Source organism: Bacillus sp. AFS029533, assembly GCF_002585125.1.
Taxonomy (GTDB): domain Bacteria; phylum Bacillota; class Bacilli; order Bacillales; family Bacillaceae_G; genus Gottfriedia; species Gottfriedia luciferensis_B.
Genome location: NZ_NUQC01000008.1, coordinates 1 through 16,433, shown reverse-complemented (window position 1 = coordinate 16,433; position 16,433 = coordinate 1). Strand labels below are relative to the sequence as shown.

The 16,433-nt window shown below is 33.9% G+C and carries 11 protein-coding genes and 2 pseudogenes; 4 read left to right on the top strand and 9 right to left on the bottom strand.

Translation table 11 applies throughout. The features are described 5' to 3' along the window. Nucleotides 1-138: 138 nt before the first annotated feature. From COE53_RS04340 to COE53_RS04315, 6 genes and pseudogenes are all read right to left on the bottom strand, one after another. Nucleotides 139-771, bottom strand: a pseudogene (locus tag COE53_RS04340) (SpoVR family protein); the annotation flags it as partial. A gap of 191 nt (nucleotides 772-962) precedes the next feature. Beyond that, on the bottom strand, nucleotides 963-4,016 hold the full coding sequence (locus tag COE53_RS04335; RefSeq protein WP_098947499.1) for an Ig-like domain-containing protein: 3,054 nt from the start codon (nucleotides 4,014-4,016) through the stop codon (nucleotides 963-965). A gap of 257 nt (nucleotides 4,017-4,273) precedes the next feature. Next, nucleotides 4,274-4,906 (bottom strand): annotated as a pseudogene (locus COE53_RS04330) (SpoVR family protein); the annotation flags it as partial. Between the two features lie 15 nt (nucleotides 4,907-4,921). After that, nucleotides 4,922-5,860, bottom strand: coding sequence for a hypothetical protein (locus COE53_RS04325; protein WP_142350393.1), 939 nt, complete (start codon nucleotides 5,858-5,860; stop codon nucleotides 4,922-4,924). 584 nt (nucleotides 5,861-6,444) lie between these two features. After that, entirely contained in the window at nucleotides 6,445-7,530 is a 1,086-nt protein-coding gene (locus tag COE53_RS04320) for a DUF4236 domain-containing protein (protein WP_091024871.1), read from the bottom strand. 144 nt (nucleotides 7,531-7,674) lie between these two features. Beyond that, entirely contained in the window at nucleotides 7,675-9,096 is a 1,422-nt protein-coding gene (locus COE53_RS04315; protein ID WP_069032873.1) for a SpoVR family protein, read from the bottom strand. A gap of 752 nt (nucleotides 9,097-9,848) precedes the next feature. Here COE53_RS04315 and COE53_RS04310 point away from each other — a divergent pair. Further along, a complete protein-coding gene (locus tag COE53_RS04310; RefSeq protein WP_069032872.1) occupies nucleotides 9,849-10,106 on the top strand; it encodes a YhdB family protein in 258 nt (85 codons plus the stop codon). A gap of 42 nt (nucleotides 10,107-10,148) precedes the next feature. Here COE53_RS04310 and COE53_RS04305 read toward each other — a convergent pair whose 3' ends face one another. Continuing rightward, nucleotides 10,149-11,873 carry a phospho-sugar mutase gene (locus COE53_RS04305; RefSeq protein WP_069032871.1) on the bottom strand — a complete coding sequence of 575 codons (1,725 nt, stop codon included), beginning with the start codon at nucleotides 11,871-11,873 and terminating at the stop codon, nucleotides 10,149-10,151. A 172-nt stretch (nucleotides 11,874-12,045) separates the two neighbouring features. Here COE53_RS04305 and COE53_RS04300 point away from each other — a divergent pair, with 172 nt between their 5' ends. Beyond that, nucleotides 12,046-12,258: a DUF1540 domain-containing protein gene (locus COE53_RS04300; protein WP_056471273.1), complete on the top strand. Its 213-nt coding sequence runs from the start codon at nucleotides 12,046-12,048 to the stop codon at nucleotides 12,256-12,258. A gap of 47 nt (nucleotides 12,259-12,305) precedes the next feature. On the opposite strand, the gene COE53_RS04295 is transcribed toward COE53_RS04300, so the two are convergent. Further along, a complete protein-coding gene (locus COE53_RS04295) occupies nucleotides 12,306-13,172 on the bottom strand; it encodes an SDR family oxidoreductase (protein WP_069032870.1) in 867 nt (288 codons plus the stop codon). A 187-nt stretch (nucleotides 13,173-13,359) separates the two neighbouring features. Between COE53_RS04295 and COE53_RS04290 the strand changes: the two genes are divergently transcribed. Together COE53_RS04290 and COE53_RS23700 are read left to right on the top strand one after the other, a co-directional pair. Next, complete coding sequence (locus COE53_RS04290; RefSeq protein ID WP_069032869.1) at nucleotides 13,360-14,661, top strand: NCS2 family permease; 1,302 nt, start codon at nucleotides 13,360-13,362, stop codon at nucleotides 14,659-14,661. 136 nt (nucleotides 14,662-14,797) lie between these two features. Further along, entirely contained in the window at nucleotides 14,798-15,091 is a 294-nt protein-coding gene (locus COE53_RS23700) for a hypothetical protein (RefSeq protein WP_139116344.1), read from the top strand. A gap of 172 nt (nucleotides 15,092-15,263) precedes the next feature. Here COE53_RS23700 and COE53_RS04285 read toward each other — a convergent pair whose 3' ends face one another. Then, entirely contained in the window at nucleotides 15,264-16,136 is an 873-nt protein-coding gene (locus COE53_RS04285) for a patatin-like phospholipase family protein (RefSeq protein WP_069032868.1), read from the bottom strand. Nucleotides 16,137-16,433 lie beyond the last annotated feature (297 nt).

Here is a 16,433-nt window from a genome sequence, read left to right as displayed (position 1 = left end):
GTTAATTTTACCTTTTTCCATAGAATTTCAAATTATTCTTATTCCACTAAACTGCCATTTAGTTGAATAAGGTTAACTTACCAAAAAAGAATTTTATACTTTCTAATCCATTAAGAAAACCACCTAAAAAAGGTGGCTCTAAATATACTTCCGATGAATATTCTTTCCATCATAACTAAACAACACAGACTTATTCTCAATATTCGTCTCCAAATGAACCCCTCTACCCCACAACTGATGAATATACGGCATAACCTTCTCAACATACTTCACATCAAGTTCCATATTTTCATAGGAATGCTTCAAATAAAGCTCACCATTTTTTAAATAATCGCCCTCTTGAACAACAATATAAGGAAATCCGCCATTTACCCTACTAACAACAAGTTGATCTCTTACATTCTCCCAAGCTTTATCGGTAACCTTATACTCCTTACCTTGGCGCTGGAATAAATACATATCTTCTCGCATTACTAGTTCTTTAGTTAAGTAGTTTCGTATGAATGAGCTATCAGACTCTAACTCTCGCACTTCAAACATTTTTTCTCTTCCGCTGCCAGGTTTAACACCTAACTCACGCATTTCTTTTGTTGGATGATTGTATCGTTCTTCAATGTCTTCAAACATACGTAATCCTAAGTAATATGGATTAATGCTTGTTTTCGATGGCTGTACAACACCTGCGTTTAGTTTTGCGTATTCGATTGCTTCGTTTGAGTCGAGGTTCAGTTCGCGCATAATACGGATGTGCCAATAACTCGCCCAGCCTTGTTTCTCTCAAAGATCTTCTTTTTTCCAACAAAAAAATTTATTAGTATTAGTCCAGCAAACAAAGATTTTAACCAATCTGAAATCCAGAAAAAATGATTTTCCTTAATTTGTCAGTAGATGTTTTATATTTAGGGTTGAACAAAAAAGCAGTGGAATTGAGTTTCCACTGCTTTTCATATTTCATGCAGATTTTAATAGACCTTTACAGTTCTTGTTGCACTAATTAATCCTTTTGCATCCTTTACGGTTACATATAAATATGTACCGGCCTTTTGCTTTGGTATATTCACCTTAAATTCCCCATAGCTATTTGCTTTCGAAGTATAAACTTTTGTACTGATTTTTACTGAAGCAATTGCATACTTTTCCGTCTTCCCAGTAACTGTTGTTGAATAATACCTAACTGAACTCACCACCGGTATATTCGGTGCGACACGAGTAACTTTTAAGATGTTAGCATTACTAACTTTTCCAGCTACAGTTGCAGTTACATTAAATGATACCCCACTGTTTTGAATCGGTATCGACACTTTGAAATTCCCTACACTATCAGCCTTAGAAGTGTATGAATTTGTACCAATCTTAACTGTTACTACCGCATATTTTTCGGTTTTTCCAGTAACAGTTGCCGCTTTATTGTTGAGTGTGTTAACCACCGGGACATTCGGAGCAACTCTAGTAACCTGCATTTCTTTTGGTAAGCTTATATTACCTGCTGCATCTTTTGCAGTAATGCTCAATTTTACACCACTGTTTTGAGTAGATATCTGGACTGTGAACTTCCCGTAAGAGTCAGAAATGCTACTATATGATAATGTCCCCACTTTCACGGTAACCGTGGCTCCTTTTTCACTTACCCCTGTTACTGTAGTAGATTTGTTTGTTACCGTACTAACCACTGGAATATTTGGAGCAACTCTAGTAATCTGCATTTCCTTTGGTAAGCTTATATTACCTGCTGCATCTTTTGCAGTAATGCTCAATTTTACACCACTGTTTTGAGTAGATATCTTGACTGTGAACTTCCCATAAGAATCAGCAATGCCGCTATAGGATAATGTCCCCACTTTCACGGTAACCGTGGCTCCTTTTTCGCTTACCCCTGTTACTGTGGTAGATTTATTTGTTATCGTATTAACCACTGGAATATTTGGAGAAATTCTTGTAACCACCACATTTTTGGACTGACTTTGGTTCTGTGCAAGATCGGTTGAAGTAACAGAAATCGCTGTTCCACTATTTTGAATCGGGATCATAATGTTAAAAATACCATTTACATCAGCAATGGCGTTGTAAGTTTTATTACCTATAACAGCTTTAACAGTTGCTCCTACTTCCGTTTTTCCTGAGATTTTTCCATCTTTATTGGTAACAGGATTAACGATTGGTTCTGGCGGTGAAGTTTTATCAATCACCGTGGTAGTTACACTTGGACTTACATTATTTGCAGCGTCACTTGCAGTCACGTATAGAACTGTACCTGCTTTTTGCATTGCTATTGGTATTGCAAAACTACCATCATTCTTTGCATAGCCATCAGAGACAATTTCTTCCCCATTTCTGATCGTGATCTTTGCCCCTGCTTCCGAGTTGCCGATGACTTCCTTTGATGCGTCAGTTAGTGGAAAATCAAAGGAAAGTTTTAACGAAGGTGCTGTCACATCCTTCACTGTTAATTGAATGATGTCACTCCTATTTTGATCTTGATCTTCTGCAAAAACTTTCATTATCGTGCCGGCTACTTGTGGTTGGAAATGTATTGAAAACATACCATCTAAAGCATAGGACGAACCAATGAGTGTTTCACCAGCAAACACTTTAATTATCAAGTTTTTGTCTGCATATCCACTAATACTAGTCGATTGATCAGTCATTTCAGTAGTTATAAGCTGTGGTGCGACTGGGAGTGCTCGGTGGATCACCGTAACAGTCTTAGCTTCACTCCTATTTCCGGACTCGTCTATAGCAATTACACGTACCTGTGAATCAGCCATTAATGTTTTAATTGCAATCGAAAAATAACCATTTTCATCTGTTACATCCTTACCGACTAATTCGCTACCAACCATCGCCACTACGGTGGATAATGGCTCGGCTGTACCTGTGATTGCTAGTTCAGTATCAGTCACTTCATTTACGCTAGGGACTTCTGGTGGCGTATTATCCATCACTGTCACTTTCGTCATTGGACCTGTTCTGTTGAAACTATCTCTTACTATTATCGATAAGACGGTTCCGCCTCGTTGGAGTTCGATTGGAACCTGAAAACTTCCATCCGGCAGTGAATTTCCCTCACCGATCTTCACATCATTATGGTAAATTTCCACAAGGCTGTCCGCATCAGTCATGCCATTAATAGATTGGTCATGATCGCTCACGCTTGTGACGAATACGCCCAATTCTCCTTTTGGGTAGCTATTTTCAAATGGTTTATATGTATTCGAAGAGATGTCTAACTTATCTCGATAATCGACAATTCCTTGGTTAATCTGACTGGAATCTGTCACACCCCAATAATTATTTTTCCCATCAAAGATTATCCCATTATATCCAGAGATTTTCACCTTTATTCGAGGGTAACCGAAGAAATTGTTTTCGTTAATAAAAATATTTGGATTTCCACCGTCAGGTTCTCTACTATTCAAGTTAATATCTGGAGCATAATGATCAATTGGATTGATAAAGGTGTTATTTTTTATCATCACTTTACCACTTCCATTATTAACATCTAGCGTTGCTTTTTGACTAAAAAAATTATGCTCGATCACAGAGTCCAAATTAGAGGACGAAAGAAAAATGGAACCGTTTCGATATTGGTTATGTCGTAGCGTAACATTTTTTTTCATTGTGGTTACGAGGAAACCACCATTGTATGTAGTTTGATGAAAATGGTCGGCATACTCAATTTGAATCGTGCTGTTATTAAAATCAGTACCCTTTACATAAACATCTTGTAATAAAATGCGGTCTTGTTCCGTACCAACAGCCTGTAATTTACCTTTAACAGAGATCCATAACCCATTTTTTCCAATCAACTGTACACCAGGTTCTATGGTAAGCGTGACTCCCGGATAGATATCAATTATACCTGTTTGAATATAAGGGGATCCCTCTTTTGTTAATGTTCTGTTCTCGCTAATGACACCATAAATTTCGGTTCCGGTTGTCGTTTCAGCGAATTTTTTGGCTGGAAAAAGAGAAAAAAGCAAAAGTAAAACTATCAAAAGTTGGAAGTATTTTTTCATTGATTCGCTCCTTAATTTTTTAATTATATCTTAATTTTTATTGCTATCCTGTTCTTTTGCAAGATAAATTCACTTAAAATTCCAGAATATATACAAAAACTAGCGTTGGTCGACTATTTCACTGCCGTAGCTCAAATACCGAGAGTTTAAAATTTTAAATACCTAACAAAAAAATATAATCAGTATTCAAGCTGGCATCTTACCGAAAAAGAATTCTATACTTCTAAACATAAAAAAAACCACCTATAAAAGGTGGCTCAAATATACTTCCGATGAATATTCTTCCCATCATAACTAAACAAAACAGACTTATTCTCAATATTTGTCTCCAAATGAACCCCTCTACCCCACAATTGATGAATATAAGGCATTACCTTCTCCACATACTTCACGTCAAGTTCCATATGTTCATAGGAATGCTTCAGATAAAGCTCCCCATTTTTTAAATAATCGCCCTCTTGAACAACAATATAAGGGAATCCTCCATTTACTCGACTAACTACAAGTTGATCTCGTACATTTTCCCATGCCTTATCAGTAACTTTATACTCCTTGCCTTGTCGTTGGAATAGGTACATATCTTCACGCATGACAAGATCTTTCGTTAAGTAGTTTCGTATAAATGAACTATCAGACTCTAATTCTCTTACTTCAAACATTTTTTCTCTTCCGCTGCCAGGTTTAACGCCTAACTCTCTCATTTCTTTGCTTGGATTATTATATCGCTCTTCAATATCTTCAAACATTCTTAGTCCTAAGTAGTATGGATTAATACTTGTTTTTGATGGTTGAACTACTCCAGCATTTAGTTTTGCGTATTCGATTGCTTCGTTTGAATCAAGGTTTAGTTCACGCATGATGCGGATATGCCAATAACTTGCCCAGCCTTCCGTCTTCTAAAGATTTTAATTTCCCCACTTTCTAAAAAAGAATTGTACTTTAAACATTAGTTGATCAAACTTAGTAGACATTTTTCCTTCACCGAAATGTACAAAAACAGGATCCGAGTATGTAACTCCATATTCATGCTTTTGTATACTTTCTAAATAACTTGTAAGAGTAGTTTTTTCTAAGCGTTCTGAATATTGTTGGAATTCTTCTCTCCCTTCGTCTACACGCTCCAAATATTCTTGCTGATTTATAGTTTTCGATAAAAATGCTTTCTCATTTTCCATTATGTAAATTAATTCTTTTTGATTTATCTGAACGTAATACAATATATCTATATAAAATTTTATGAAATCTTTGAAGTCGTTTTCACTTTGTTTATTCTTAACTTGTTCGAACGCCTCTGTAAATCCTTTTTGTTGCTCACTATCTGAATCTCCAAATGCATTATTTAATTTCTTCACTTGTAAATCCATATCTAAAAAGCCCATATCATTAATTGCTATTGGAGATAAGTTATTGTATAGCTCTCCATTTTTAATTATTTCTTCTAAAGCGTCATTTGAAGGAAGTGAATCTATAGTAATATCTTCTAAAGTTATTTTATCTTTTTCTTTTAGTTTTAGTAGAATATTTCTAATTTGATCATTGTAAGTATCATTAATATTGTCTGCTTGGACTATTGCTAAATCTAATGCGCCTATTAAATTATTATTTTGATCTTTTTCATTAAAAGCCTCCTGTGTATATGTTGACAGCGTAAACCCTATAAATGTACTAATTAATCCAATCCATAATACAAAAAAAGGATTATCATTATCTACTACCTTCATATCCTGTAAATATTTTATTATAAAATGTACAATCATTAAAATTAGAAAAGTTGCAATAATAAAGATGGACGCAGAACTAATATGAAAAAGTGTAAAAGAAATATATACCGAAACCATTATCAAATGGGAAGTAGCCCATTTAATTAACCATTTTAAGTGAAAGAATATGTTGTTTAAATGGAAATTTAAATTCTCATTCTTAAATAAATATTTCAAAAATAAATGTATAACAACCACGTACCCTATTATTATTCCAAGAGATTCAAACGAATTCCATTTTCTAAAGTTTAATAAATTAACAAACAACAAATATATTAAAATGCTTGTATATATGTACATCTTGAATAAAAGGTTTTTTATTACTTCTGATATCAATTTGAAATCAAATTGGCGTACTGTATTATGTATATTTCTACTACATTTTTCAATCATCTGACCTAACATTACTTTCCCTACTTTACACAAAATTTTTATTTTAATTATCACTTAGCTAAAATTGCCTTCAGCAAAATTTAACTAGTTTAAATTAACAAATCTGGAATTTATTCCTACAATAGATAAATTATAACAAATTACATAATATTTTAAATATTAAATTTTTTCATAACAACAAAATAAAATCCCACCTTTAACGGGTGGGGGTTTATTTCTTCCAATTCAAAGAATAATGTATTAACATATTTTCATTTCTAACACTATTACAAGAACTACTTTATTATTAAAGGTTCTACTGCCACAAATCCTTTTGTTTTCTTAAAATCCATTTTGTGAGCAAAATTGTTCATGCTATCTGAACAATCAATCGCATCCATATTTAATGAATCGAGAGTTACTTGATCAAAGCATACCGAAAGAATACAGATACGTTCAGTATGCCCTGTAACTGAATTAGATACCGTATCATAAGCATGGACATATACTTCTTGTATCGGTAACAGTGCCAAACTATCTCTTGCTACACGTATGGCGGTGCTACATACATAGTCTTGTAAAATATCATAGTACTTTGTTTTTGTTAATGGTTTAATACTTAGTTTCCCAGTTTTTGTCAGCATTTTTTCTTCTTTTGGAACAACCTCTTTACCATTTACCTCAAATTCGACTTCGATTACTGTTGGACTTACAATTACTATTTCAAATTGACTACCGAATTCTAACAAATCATCAAATGGTTGCATTTCTTCAAAAACTTGTATGTACACATCTTCATCACCAGCTAGGATGTATTTTGCGGTTTGCTTCATGGATATTATTCGTTGACGGCTCTTTTCATCCTCTTGTCTAGCAATCTCGATTAATCGATCAAGTTCCGCTTCTTTCCTCTCAACTTTTTTAAACAGTTTTTCAAAGAATGATGCTTTAAACATTTGTCGGTTTTCCATTGCCTTTTTTTCATTTTGACCGATTCCAACTGGAACCATTTGGTCTGCAATACCATGCCAATCTATCACATCGTCTGCTTCAATATGAATAGAGTGGATACGATCAATGGTATTTTGATATGCTTCTACTTCCCACTTTGCTCGCTCAATTTCCTGTACTTTTTCAAGCTCCTTTTGTCTTCTAAGAATCTCGTTTCGCTTTTGATATGCACTTGATCGGCTACTTCCCTTTGATGAGGAAGTATAGGATAACCCTGTTCCTGGAATGCTTGCAGTAACCCGTCTTCCCGTACGACTGTTCACACTATAACGAAATCCCTTTACTCCAGCGCTCATCCCAATGCTTTTACTTCCAACATTTAAACGAACTCCTGGAGCGATTTTGATACTCTTTCGAAATCCGAAACCCATGCATTTCACTCCTATTTTTAGATTTTATTTTATTATACTTTAAGGAAGAAGACTTATTTCAGTCTGAATAAAAAAAATACTCAATCAATTAATATATTATTTTCCTTAACTCTTAAAAAGAAAAACCACCCATAAAAGGTGGTCTTAAATATACTTCCGATGAATATTTTTCCCATCATAACTAAACAACACAGACTTATTCTCAATATTCGTCTCCAAATGAACCCCTCTACCCCACAACTGATGAATATAAGGCATTACCTTCTCAACATACTTCACATCAAGTTCCATATGTTCATAGGAATGCTTCAAATAAAGCTCCCCATTTTTTAAGTAATCGCCCTCTTGAACAACGATATATGGGAATCCTCCATTTACCCGACTAACTACAAGTTGATCTCGTACATTTTCCCATGCCTTATCAGTAACTTTATACTCCTTACCTTGTCTTTGGAATAGATACATATCTTCACGCATGACAAGATCTTTAGTTAAATAGTTTCGTATAAATGAACTATCGGACTCTAATTCTCGTACTTCAAACATTTTTTCTCTTCCGCTGCCAGGTTTTACACCTAACTCTCTCATTTCTTTGCTTGGATTATTATATCGCTCTTCAATATCTTCAAACATTCTTAGTCCTAAGTAGTATGGATTAATACTTGTTTTTGACGGTTGAACTACTCCAGCATTTAGTTTTGCGTATTCGATTGCTTCGTTTGAATCAAGGTTTAGTTCACGCATGATGCGGATGTGCCAATAACTTGCCCAGCCTTCATTCATAATTTTCGTTTCAAGCTGTGGCCAGAAATAAAGCATTTCTTCTCGTAACATAGTAAGGATGTCACGTTGCCATTCTTCTAGTTCTCTAGAATATTCTTCGATAAATAATAAGATATCTTTTTCGGGTTGTGGTGGGAATTGTTTACGTTTAATCGGGATCAAGTTTGAATCATTTTTCTTTTCTTTACTTTGATCCATATTCCATAAATCGTCATATGGTGTAACTCTTTTTTTCTCTTTCATTGGGAAATCACTTTCTAAATCATAAGCTAGTTTTGGTCGCATCAATGAAGGATCAATATGCTCTTGAATTGAGAGTACTGCATCTAGGAAATTTTCTACTTCTTGTTTTCCGTATATATGTTCATAGTGTTTAATTCGTTCAGCAGTAGCTGCCATACTTTCAACCATATCTCTCTTCGTATTTGAGAAACGAATATTATTTTTAAAGAAGTCACAGTGTGCTAAAACGTGTGCAACGATTAATTTATTTTGAACGAGAGAGTTTGTATCTAATAAAAACGCATAACATGGATCAGAGTTGATTACCAATTCATAAATTTTGCTTAGTCCCAAATCGTAATGAAGCTTCATTTTATAAAACTGTTTTCCAAAGCTCCAGTGGGAGAATCTTGTAGGCATACCGTAAGCGCCAAATGTATAAATGATATCTGCAGGACAGATTTCATAGCGCATTGGGTAAAAGTCTAGCCCAAATCCTCTCGCAATCTCTGTAATTTCGTCAATAGCATATTCCAACGCTCTATAATCACTCGCCTTCATCACACTCTCCTCCTGTCTCTTCTTATATTATTCTATGAACTAAAAATTGAATTAATGTAAAAATAGTCATATCCAAACTATATTCATTTATCTAATTCGAAATTTTTCAAAAAAACATAAACACAAAAAACGTATGAAAAAAATTCATACGGTAGTTCATTTTATTTGTGCAATGTGATTGATATAACTTCATTTTTGAATTTTTTTTTGATTAAGAAAATCTAATTAGTTTGGAGTACATAGTTTCTCCAGATTGCTTATTATTTTAATCTTATTATCCCTGTTTCAAATAAAAGTATACTTAAGTGTTGGAAAAGATTTTATCTGTAGGGGAGAATTCAGATTAAATCAATAGGAGCTTTTATATTCCGGGTACCGCAATTAATTTCCGCGAATCGCAATTAAATTCCGTGAAATCGCAATTAATTTCTTCGAATCGCAATAAACTCCAGGAATAGCAATTAAAACTCCAACCTAAATACAAAAAATAACAGTAATCAATATATTTTGGGCAAATTTCATCTATTTTGAGTTCCATTTAACTTAAATTGATCAAAACCAATAAAGTATTGCTAAAATACGAAAAATCATAACACTTTACTTCCTGTTTACTTCCTGTTTCCCCTTTCATTCTTGCACTTAACCATCCTTTTTTTACCTAACCTCTACCGTAACCTTTTGTTAAATTCTCTCATGGCTAATTAATTTTTTTCGCCATAAACTATGTGTACCCTCTAAAAAGGAGGTTCACAATGCAAGTACAATCCGATTATGATTTAGCATTGTATTACACTTATTGTTGTCAATGGGATAAGCTTCTCGTGTTAATGGTAAATACGAAAGACGAACTTTTTTCAAAGCGTATCGAACATTTTCTACATGCCTTTAAATACGAGAGGGATTTAGCGATCATTGATGAAAAACTAAAAGGTATGTTCCAGCATATTGAGCATGCCACTAGAGAAGAAAGCGCAGAGGAACAATCTTTTATCTCATCATTAGAGCTTTAACTAAAAATAAATGAAAAGAGCGACTAAATAGTCGCTCTTTTTTTAGACTAATACTTCAATTTTTTCCATAAATGCTTGTTGTAAACTATCCAATTTTTGGATGCTATCTTGACGAGATTGTCCAACAATTCCAAAATAGAACTTGATTTTTGGTTCAGTTCCAGATGGGCGTAAGCATACCCATGAACCGTCTTCAAGTTGATACTTTAATACGTTTGATTTAGGTAGAAGTATTTGCTCTTTTTGTCCTGAATCTAAAGTCGTTTTCTCTTGAAGTTTATAGTCTTCAACTGTAACAACTTTTAGACCATTTATATCAACCGGAGGATTTTGACGGTAATTTGTTAAAATCGATTGGATTTTTTCTGTACCTTCAATCCCTTTTAATGTTAATGATTTTAGTCCTTCTAGGTAATAGCCATATTGCTCATATAGGCTATTTAGGCCTTCATATAAAGTCATACCTTTTGTTTTGTAATAAGTAGCAATTTCTGCAGCAAGTACTGTTGCTTGGATTGCGTCTTTATCACGAACAAATGGTTTAATTAAGTAGCCATAGCTTTCTTCATAACCGAATAAGAATGAGTATTCGTTCGTTTGCTCATATTCTTTAATTTTTTCACCAATAAACTTAAATCCAGTAAGTGTATCGATTGTTTTAACACCAAATTTTGATGCGATTACTTGACCAAATTCAGATGTAACGATTGTTTTAAGTAATAGAGCATTTGAAGGTACATCTTGTTGGCTTAATAAATAATGAAGCATTAATGCTCCTGTTTGATTTCCAGTTAGGACTACATATTCGCCTTTTTCATTTTTCGTAGCGATTCCTAAACGGTCAGCATCAGGGTCAGTTGCAATTAATACATCTGCATCAATCTCTTTACCGTAACGAATTGCATATTCAAATGCTGCGTGTTCTTCAGGGTTTGGTGATTTTACAGTTGTAAAATTTGGATCTGCTTTTGCTTGTTCTTCAACAATTGTTACATTTTCAAAGCCAACTGCTTTTAATGACATTGTTGCAGGTAGTAATGCTGTGCCATGTAATGGAGTAAAGACAATTTTTAAATCCTTACCATGTTCTTGAACTAATTCGTTATTAACAACAACAGTCTTTAGTTGCTCTACATATAATTTGTCCATTTCTGCATCTAATCTATGTATTAAGCCTTTATCAACTAATTCTTTTTCAGAAGATACTTCAATTTCTAACTCATTTTCAAATGAATTAACATATTCAATTACTTGATCAGCAGCAGCTGGAGGTAATTGTCCACCGTCATCACCATAAACTTTAAATCCGTTATATTCAGGTGGATTATGACTAGCCGTAATGACAATTCCACCGAAGCAGTTTAACTCACGTACTGCAAATGATAATTCTGGTGTAGGACGTAATTCATTGAAGACATACGCCTTAATACCATGGGTCGCAAGTGTTTTTGCTGCTTCCATTGCAAACTCAGGACTTTTATGACGAGAATCGAAAGCAATTGCAACTCCACGGTTTTTTGCTTCTTCTCCAAAGCTTTCAATATATTTTGCAAAACCAGCAGATGCTTTACGGATAGTATAAATGTTCATACGATTCGTTCCAGGCCCGATTTCCCCGCGCATTCCACCAGTTCCAAATTCTAAATTTTGATAAAAGCTTTCCTTAAGTATAAGGTGATTATTCTCAAGATTAATTAATTGTTCTTTTAGTTCTTGATCTAATGTCGGTGATTGAATCCATTTCTCATAAGTTGTTTCCCAATTCATATTGTTCTCCTCCTATACTTAATCAGAGTTTTGATTCGATAAAAGTCTTACGAACTCCTTCTATATAACAAAAGTTTACAATATTCTCACTAAAATTTCTATAAATGCACTATTTTAATCTGAATGAGATTGAAAAGTATGTAGAAAATAAAAACTAAAGGAGGGTGAGTTCATGCCAGAAATTAGATGTAGTGTTGCAAATTGTAATTTTTGGGGGCAGGGAAACTTTTGCCAAGCAGACTCAATTCTTGTTCAAACCGAAGCATACGAATACTCAAATGACTTTGATTTAACGATTCAAAATGCAGTCTTAGACGGTGAGATAACTACTTCTGCTGTACATAGTGGTGAAACTTGCTGTCATACGTTTCGACCTAAATATTAATAAAATGGTGCCATTTACATTTTCGTATATGGCACCATTTTATTAGTTTATCCGTTCACAATTACTCCACCATTAACATGAATGATTTGTCCTGTAATAAAGGAAGATTCATTGCTGGCTAAATAAAGATATGCCGGTGCGAGCTCTACTGGTTGTCCAGCTCTTTTCATAGGAGTTGTGCTACCAAACTTTGCTACTTCTTGTTCGTCAAAACTTGCTGGGATCAATGGTGTCCAAATTGGCCCAGGAGCTACACCATTAACACGAATTCCCTTTTGAGCAAGATTTGTAGAAAGTGAACGAGTAAATGTAACAATCGCTCCTTTCGTCGCAGAGTAATCCAATAATTGATCATGTCCTTTATAAGCAGTTATTGACGCAGTATTTATAATAGAGTCTCCTTGCTTCATATGTGGAAGGCAAGCTTTTGATAAAAAGAACATTGAAAAAATATTCGTTTCAAATGTTCTTTTCAATTGCTCTTCAGTAATGTCTTCTAAATTCTTTTGTGGATATTGAACAGCAGCATTGTTCACTAAAATGTTAATTTTCCCAAAGGTTTGAATTGCATTTTGAACGATTTGTTTACAAACTTCCTCTGTTCGAATGTCACATCTCATTATTTCACAATTTCCACCAAAATCATTTATAAATTTTTTTGTATCTTCTGCATCAACATCCTCATCGAAATACGGAATAAAAACTGATGCCCCTTCTTTTGCAAAAAGTATTGCAACTGCTCTTCCAATCCCACTATCTCCCCCAGTAATAATGGCTACTTTTTCCTTTAATTTACCACTTGGCGTGTAGTTTGGATCATCTGATATAGGTATTGGCGTCATTTCCTTTTCGATACCTGGTTGCTTATTTTGATGTTGCGGATTAAATTTAGTCGGAAACTGTTTCTGATTCATTTACTACATCCTCCTTTAAAATAATTCAGATTTAGCATACCCAAATCGTACTTTTAGGAATACTAAACATAGTTGAATTTGTTAAAAGCTGTAAAATTCACAAAAACTATTGCACTTTCACAATAAAACGAATAATATTAATAACTGTTGAGTATATCATTCGTATTTTTTAGCAAGGAGAACTATTATGTTTAAATTAAAAGAAGCTAACACTTCAGTTAAAACAGAAGTAATAGCTGGTTTTACCACTTTTTTAACAATGGCTTATATAATAATTGTTAATCCTATAATTTTATCTGCTGCTGGCGTCCCATTTGACCAAGCATTTACTGCAACAATCATTGCAACTTTAGTCGGAACATTATTTATGGCATTGTTCGGAAACTATCCAATTGCAATTGCTCCCGGAATGGGAATGAATGCATATTTTGCTTATTCAGTTGTTTCAAAAGCACATGGTATTTCATATCAATTGGCTTTCTCAGCTGTATTCGTTACAGGTATTTTATTCGTAATTCTATCTTTAACTAAATTTAGAACTCATTTAATAGAAGCAATTCCAAATACATTAAAACATGCAATTAGTGTTGGAATTGGATTATTTATCGCTTTTATAGGTTTACGTCTTTCAGGTATAATCGTTGCTAACAAAGATAATCTTGTAGGATTAGGTGATCTTCATTCGCCTGGAGTAGTTCTTACTTTAGTCGGAATCGCCATTACAGTGATCTTATTTGCCTTAAATGTAAACGGAGCTTTATTCTTCGGAATGGTTTCAACAGCAATCATTGCGGGCTTTGCTGGAAAATTACACATTAAAGGAAGTATTTTCTCTTTACCTAAATTACCTGAGCATATTATTGTTGCTAATCCAATAACTGCATTTTCAGATGTCGTTCATTATGGATTATATTCAGTTGTCTTTTCATTTTTATTAGTTACAATTTTTGATACGACAGGTACATTTTTGGGTGTAGCTTCACAAGCTGGTTTATTAAATAAGAAAGATGAAAAACGTACTGGTCGTGCGATGCTTTCTGATTCACTTGGTACAACAATTGGAGCTATGTTTGGTACTTCACCTACAACTGCTTATATCGAGTCTACTGCTGGTGTTGCAGCTGGAGGTAGAACTGGTTTAACGGCACTTGTTGTTGCATTACTATTCGTTTTTGCAGCATTCTTTAGCCCACTTGTTAATTCAATTTCTGATGTAGCAGCAATTACATCACCGTCATTAATCGTAGTAGGTTGCTTAATGATGGGTAGCGTTCGTCATATTGAGTGGGATAACTTTGAAGAAGCATTCCCTGCATTTCTAGTTATTATCACAATGCCACTTACATCAAGTATTGCTACAGGTATTGCTCTTGGGTTTATTACCTATCCATTATTAAAAGTCGTTAAAGGGAAAGCAAAAAATGTTAAACCAGTTATTTATATATTTGGTATTTTATTCTTAATCCAAATGGTTTTTTTCCCACATTAATATTAAATATTTCAAGGCACATGATCTTTAAAAAGATTAATGTGCTTTTTTATTTTTTTTTTAGGTACTAGCCTTTCCTTGATGGGACATCTATGCATATTTTGTTTATGTAGATTATTCAAGGAGGTGTTCTACGATGTGGAACAACCAAGATCAAGTCAACATGAACTCAAGTAGATGTAGACGTAATGACTGTGATTGTGACGATTGCAGAAGAAGACGTTGCGACTGTGATGATTGCCATCGAGATCGTTGTGATTGCCATAACCATGATTGTCACTGCAGATGCCGATGCTGTTGTACTAGAAGAAAAAGTAACTGTGGCTGTATGAATCCGTGTTTAGGTGTCGATATGGTAATGTTTGAAATGATGATGAAAAACATGATGAACAATAATAACAACAAAAATAATAATAATAATAAGGATTAATCTATCTTCTCCCTCCCCAAAAAAAAACAACCTGAATTTAACAGGTTGATCAAACTGATGCAAACGCTCGATTTCTTAGTGTTTCGCTTTTATAATATGCTTCGTACTTTGAAAGACAAGCGTTTTCAATCAGTCTAAATAGTTTAATTTTCAACATATTAAAACGACCTGATTAACAGGTCGTTTTTTCATACGATATAAAACCTAAAATTTGTTCACGAAGCCGATTAGCATCTTCATATCCTTCTTTATAAAGCTCTAATAAACGTTCTTTTTTCCGTTCGATTCGGCTAACCTTTAACTTTTGTATAGGACGAATGACTAATATATTTCCAGCTTTTTCTTGCTCCTCAATATATTCAAGTTGCTTATTATAAACTTCATACCTATTTAGTACTGCTTGAACAAGCCCTGGATAATCCTTATACTTTCTTTGCAAATACCAAGTTCCTTTTGATGGTTTTTTACGATAACCAGCATTTCTAGTCAAAACAACTATATTTTTACGGTTGCCATCTGCTTCAGATTTACCGATTGGAATCGGATCTGCAATGCCACCATCCATCAAGAAATGATCATTAAACTTAATGATTGGAGCCATTAACGGTAAAGAACTTGATGCCCGAATTATATTTAACATATCTGTTGATTCTACAATTTGATCTTTATCAAAATAGACAGGTTCTCCTGTAACACAATCAGTCGTACCAACTACAAATTTTTGCTCAGCATTATAAAACGAATTAAAATCAAATGGATCTAACTCATTAGGAATAATATCAAATAATAAGTCCATACCAAAAAGCTGCTTATTACGAATTAAATTTTTAAAAGAAATATAATCTGGATGCTGTAAAAATTCCGTATTTACTCGTTTATTACGACCATGTTGTTTTGATAGATAAGAAGTACCCATACAAGCACCCGCAGAAACACCTATCACATAAGGAATTTCTATATTTTGTTCAAGAAAATAATCAAGAACACCGGCAGTATAAATCCCCCTCATTCCTCCACCTTCGAGAACTAACCCCATTCCATTCATTTTCACAGCCCCCCTTTATTCAATTAGTTTAGGACAATCTATTTAAATATTTTATTATATGAGGTGTCGAAAGGGAAGAAATTAGAGTTGAGTACGAGACAAGGTGTACAATTTTGATTTAACTTTTAAGGTGAGAAATTCCTCGAAGCTGCTTTCGGGTAATACAATTAAATTCTGGGTATCTCAATTAAATTCTGGGTATCGCAATTAAATTCCGGGTATCGCAATTAAATTCTGAGTATCGCAATTAAATTTTGGGTATCGCAATTAAATTTCCGGTATCGCAATTAAATTCCA

Coding starts and splice junctions, on each gene's coding strand:
- COE53_RS04335 (WP_098947499.1), bottom strand. CDS start 4,016: ATGAAAAAATACTTCCAACTTTTGATAGTTTTACTTTTGCTTTTTTCT.
- COE53_RS04320 (WP_091024871.1), bottom strand. CDS start 7,530: ATGGGTTTCGGATTTCGAAAGAGTATCAAAATCGCTCCAGGAGTTCGT.
- COE53_RS04315 (WP_069032873.1), bottom strand. CDS start 9,096: ATGAAGGCGAGTGATTATAGAGCGTTGGAATATGCTATTGACGAAATT.
- COE53_RS04310 (WP_069032872.1), top strand. CDS start 9,849: ATGCAAGTACAATCCGATTATGATTTAGCATTGTATTACACTTATTGT.
- COE53_RS04305 (WP_069032871.1), bottom strand. CDS start 11,873: ATGAATTGGGAAACAACTTATGAGAAATGGATTCAATCACCGACATTA.
- COE53_RS04300 (WP_056471273.1), top strand. CDS start 12,046: ATGCCAGAAATTAGATGTAGTGTTGCAAATTGTAATTTTTGGGGGCAG.
- COE53_RS04295 (WP_069032870.1), bottom strand. CDS start 13,172: ATGAATCAGAAACAGTTTCCGACTAAATTTAATCCGCAACATCAAAAT.
- COE53_RS04290 (WP_069032869.1), top strand. CDS start 13,360: ATGTTTAAATTAAAAGAAGCTAACACTTCAGTTAAAACAGAAGTAATA.
- COE53_RS23700 (WP_139116344.1), top strand. CDS start 14,798: ATGTGGAACAACCAAGATCAAGTCAACATGAACTCAAGTAGATGTAGA.
- COE53_RS04285 (WP_069032868.1), bottom strand. CDS start 16,136: ATGAATGGAATGGGGTTAGTTCTCGAAGGTGGAGGAATGAGGGGGATT.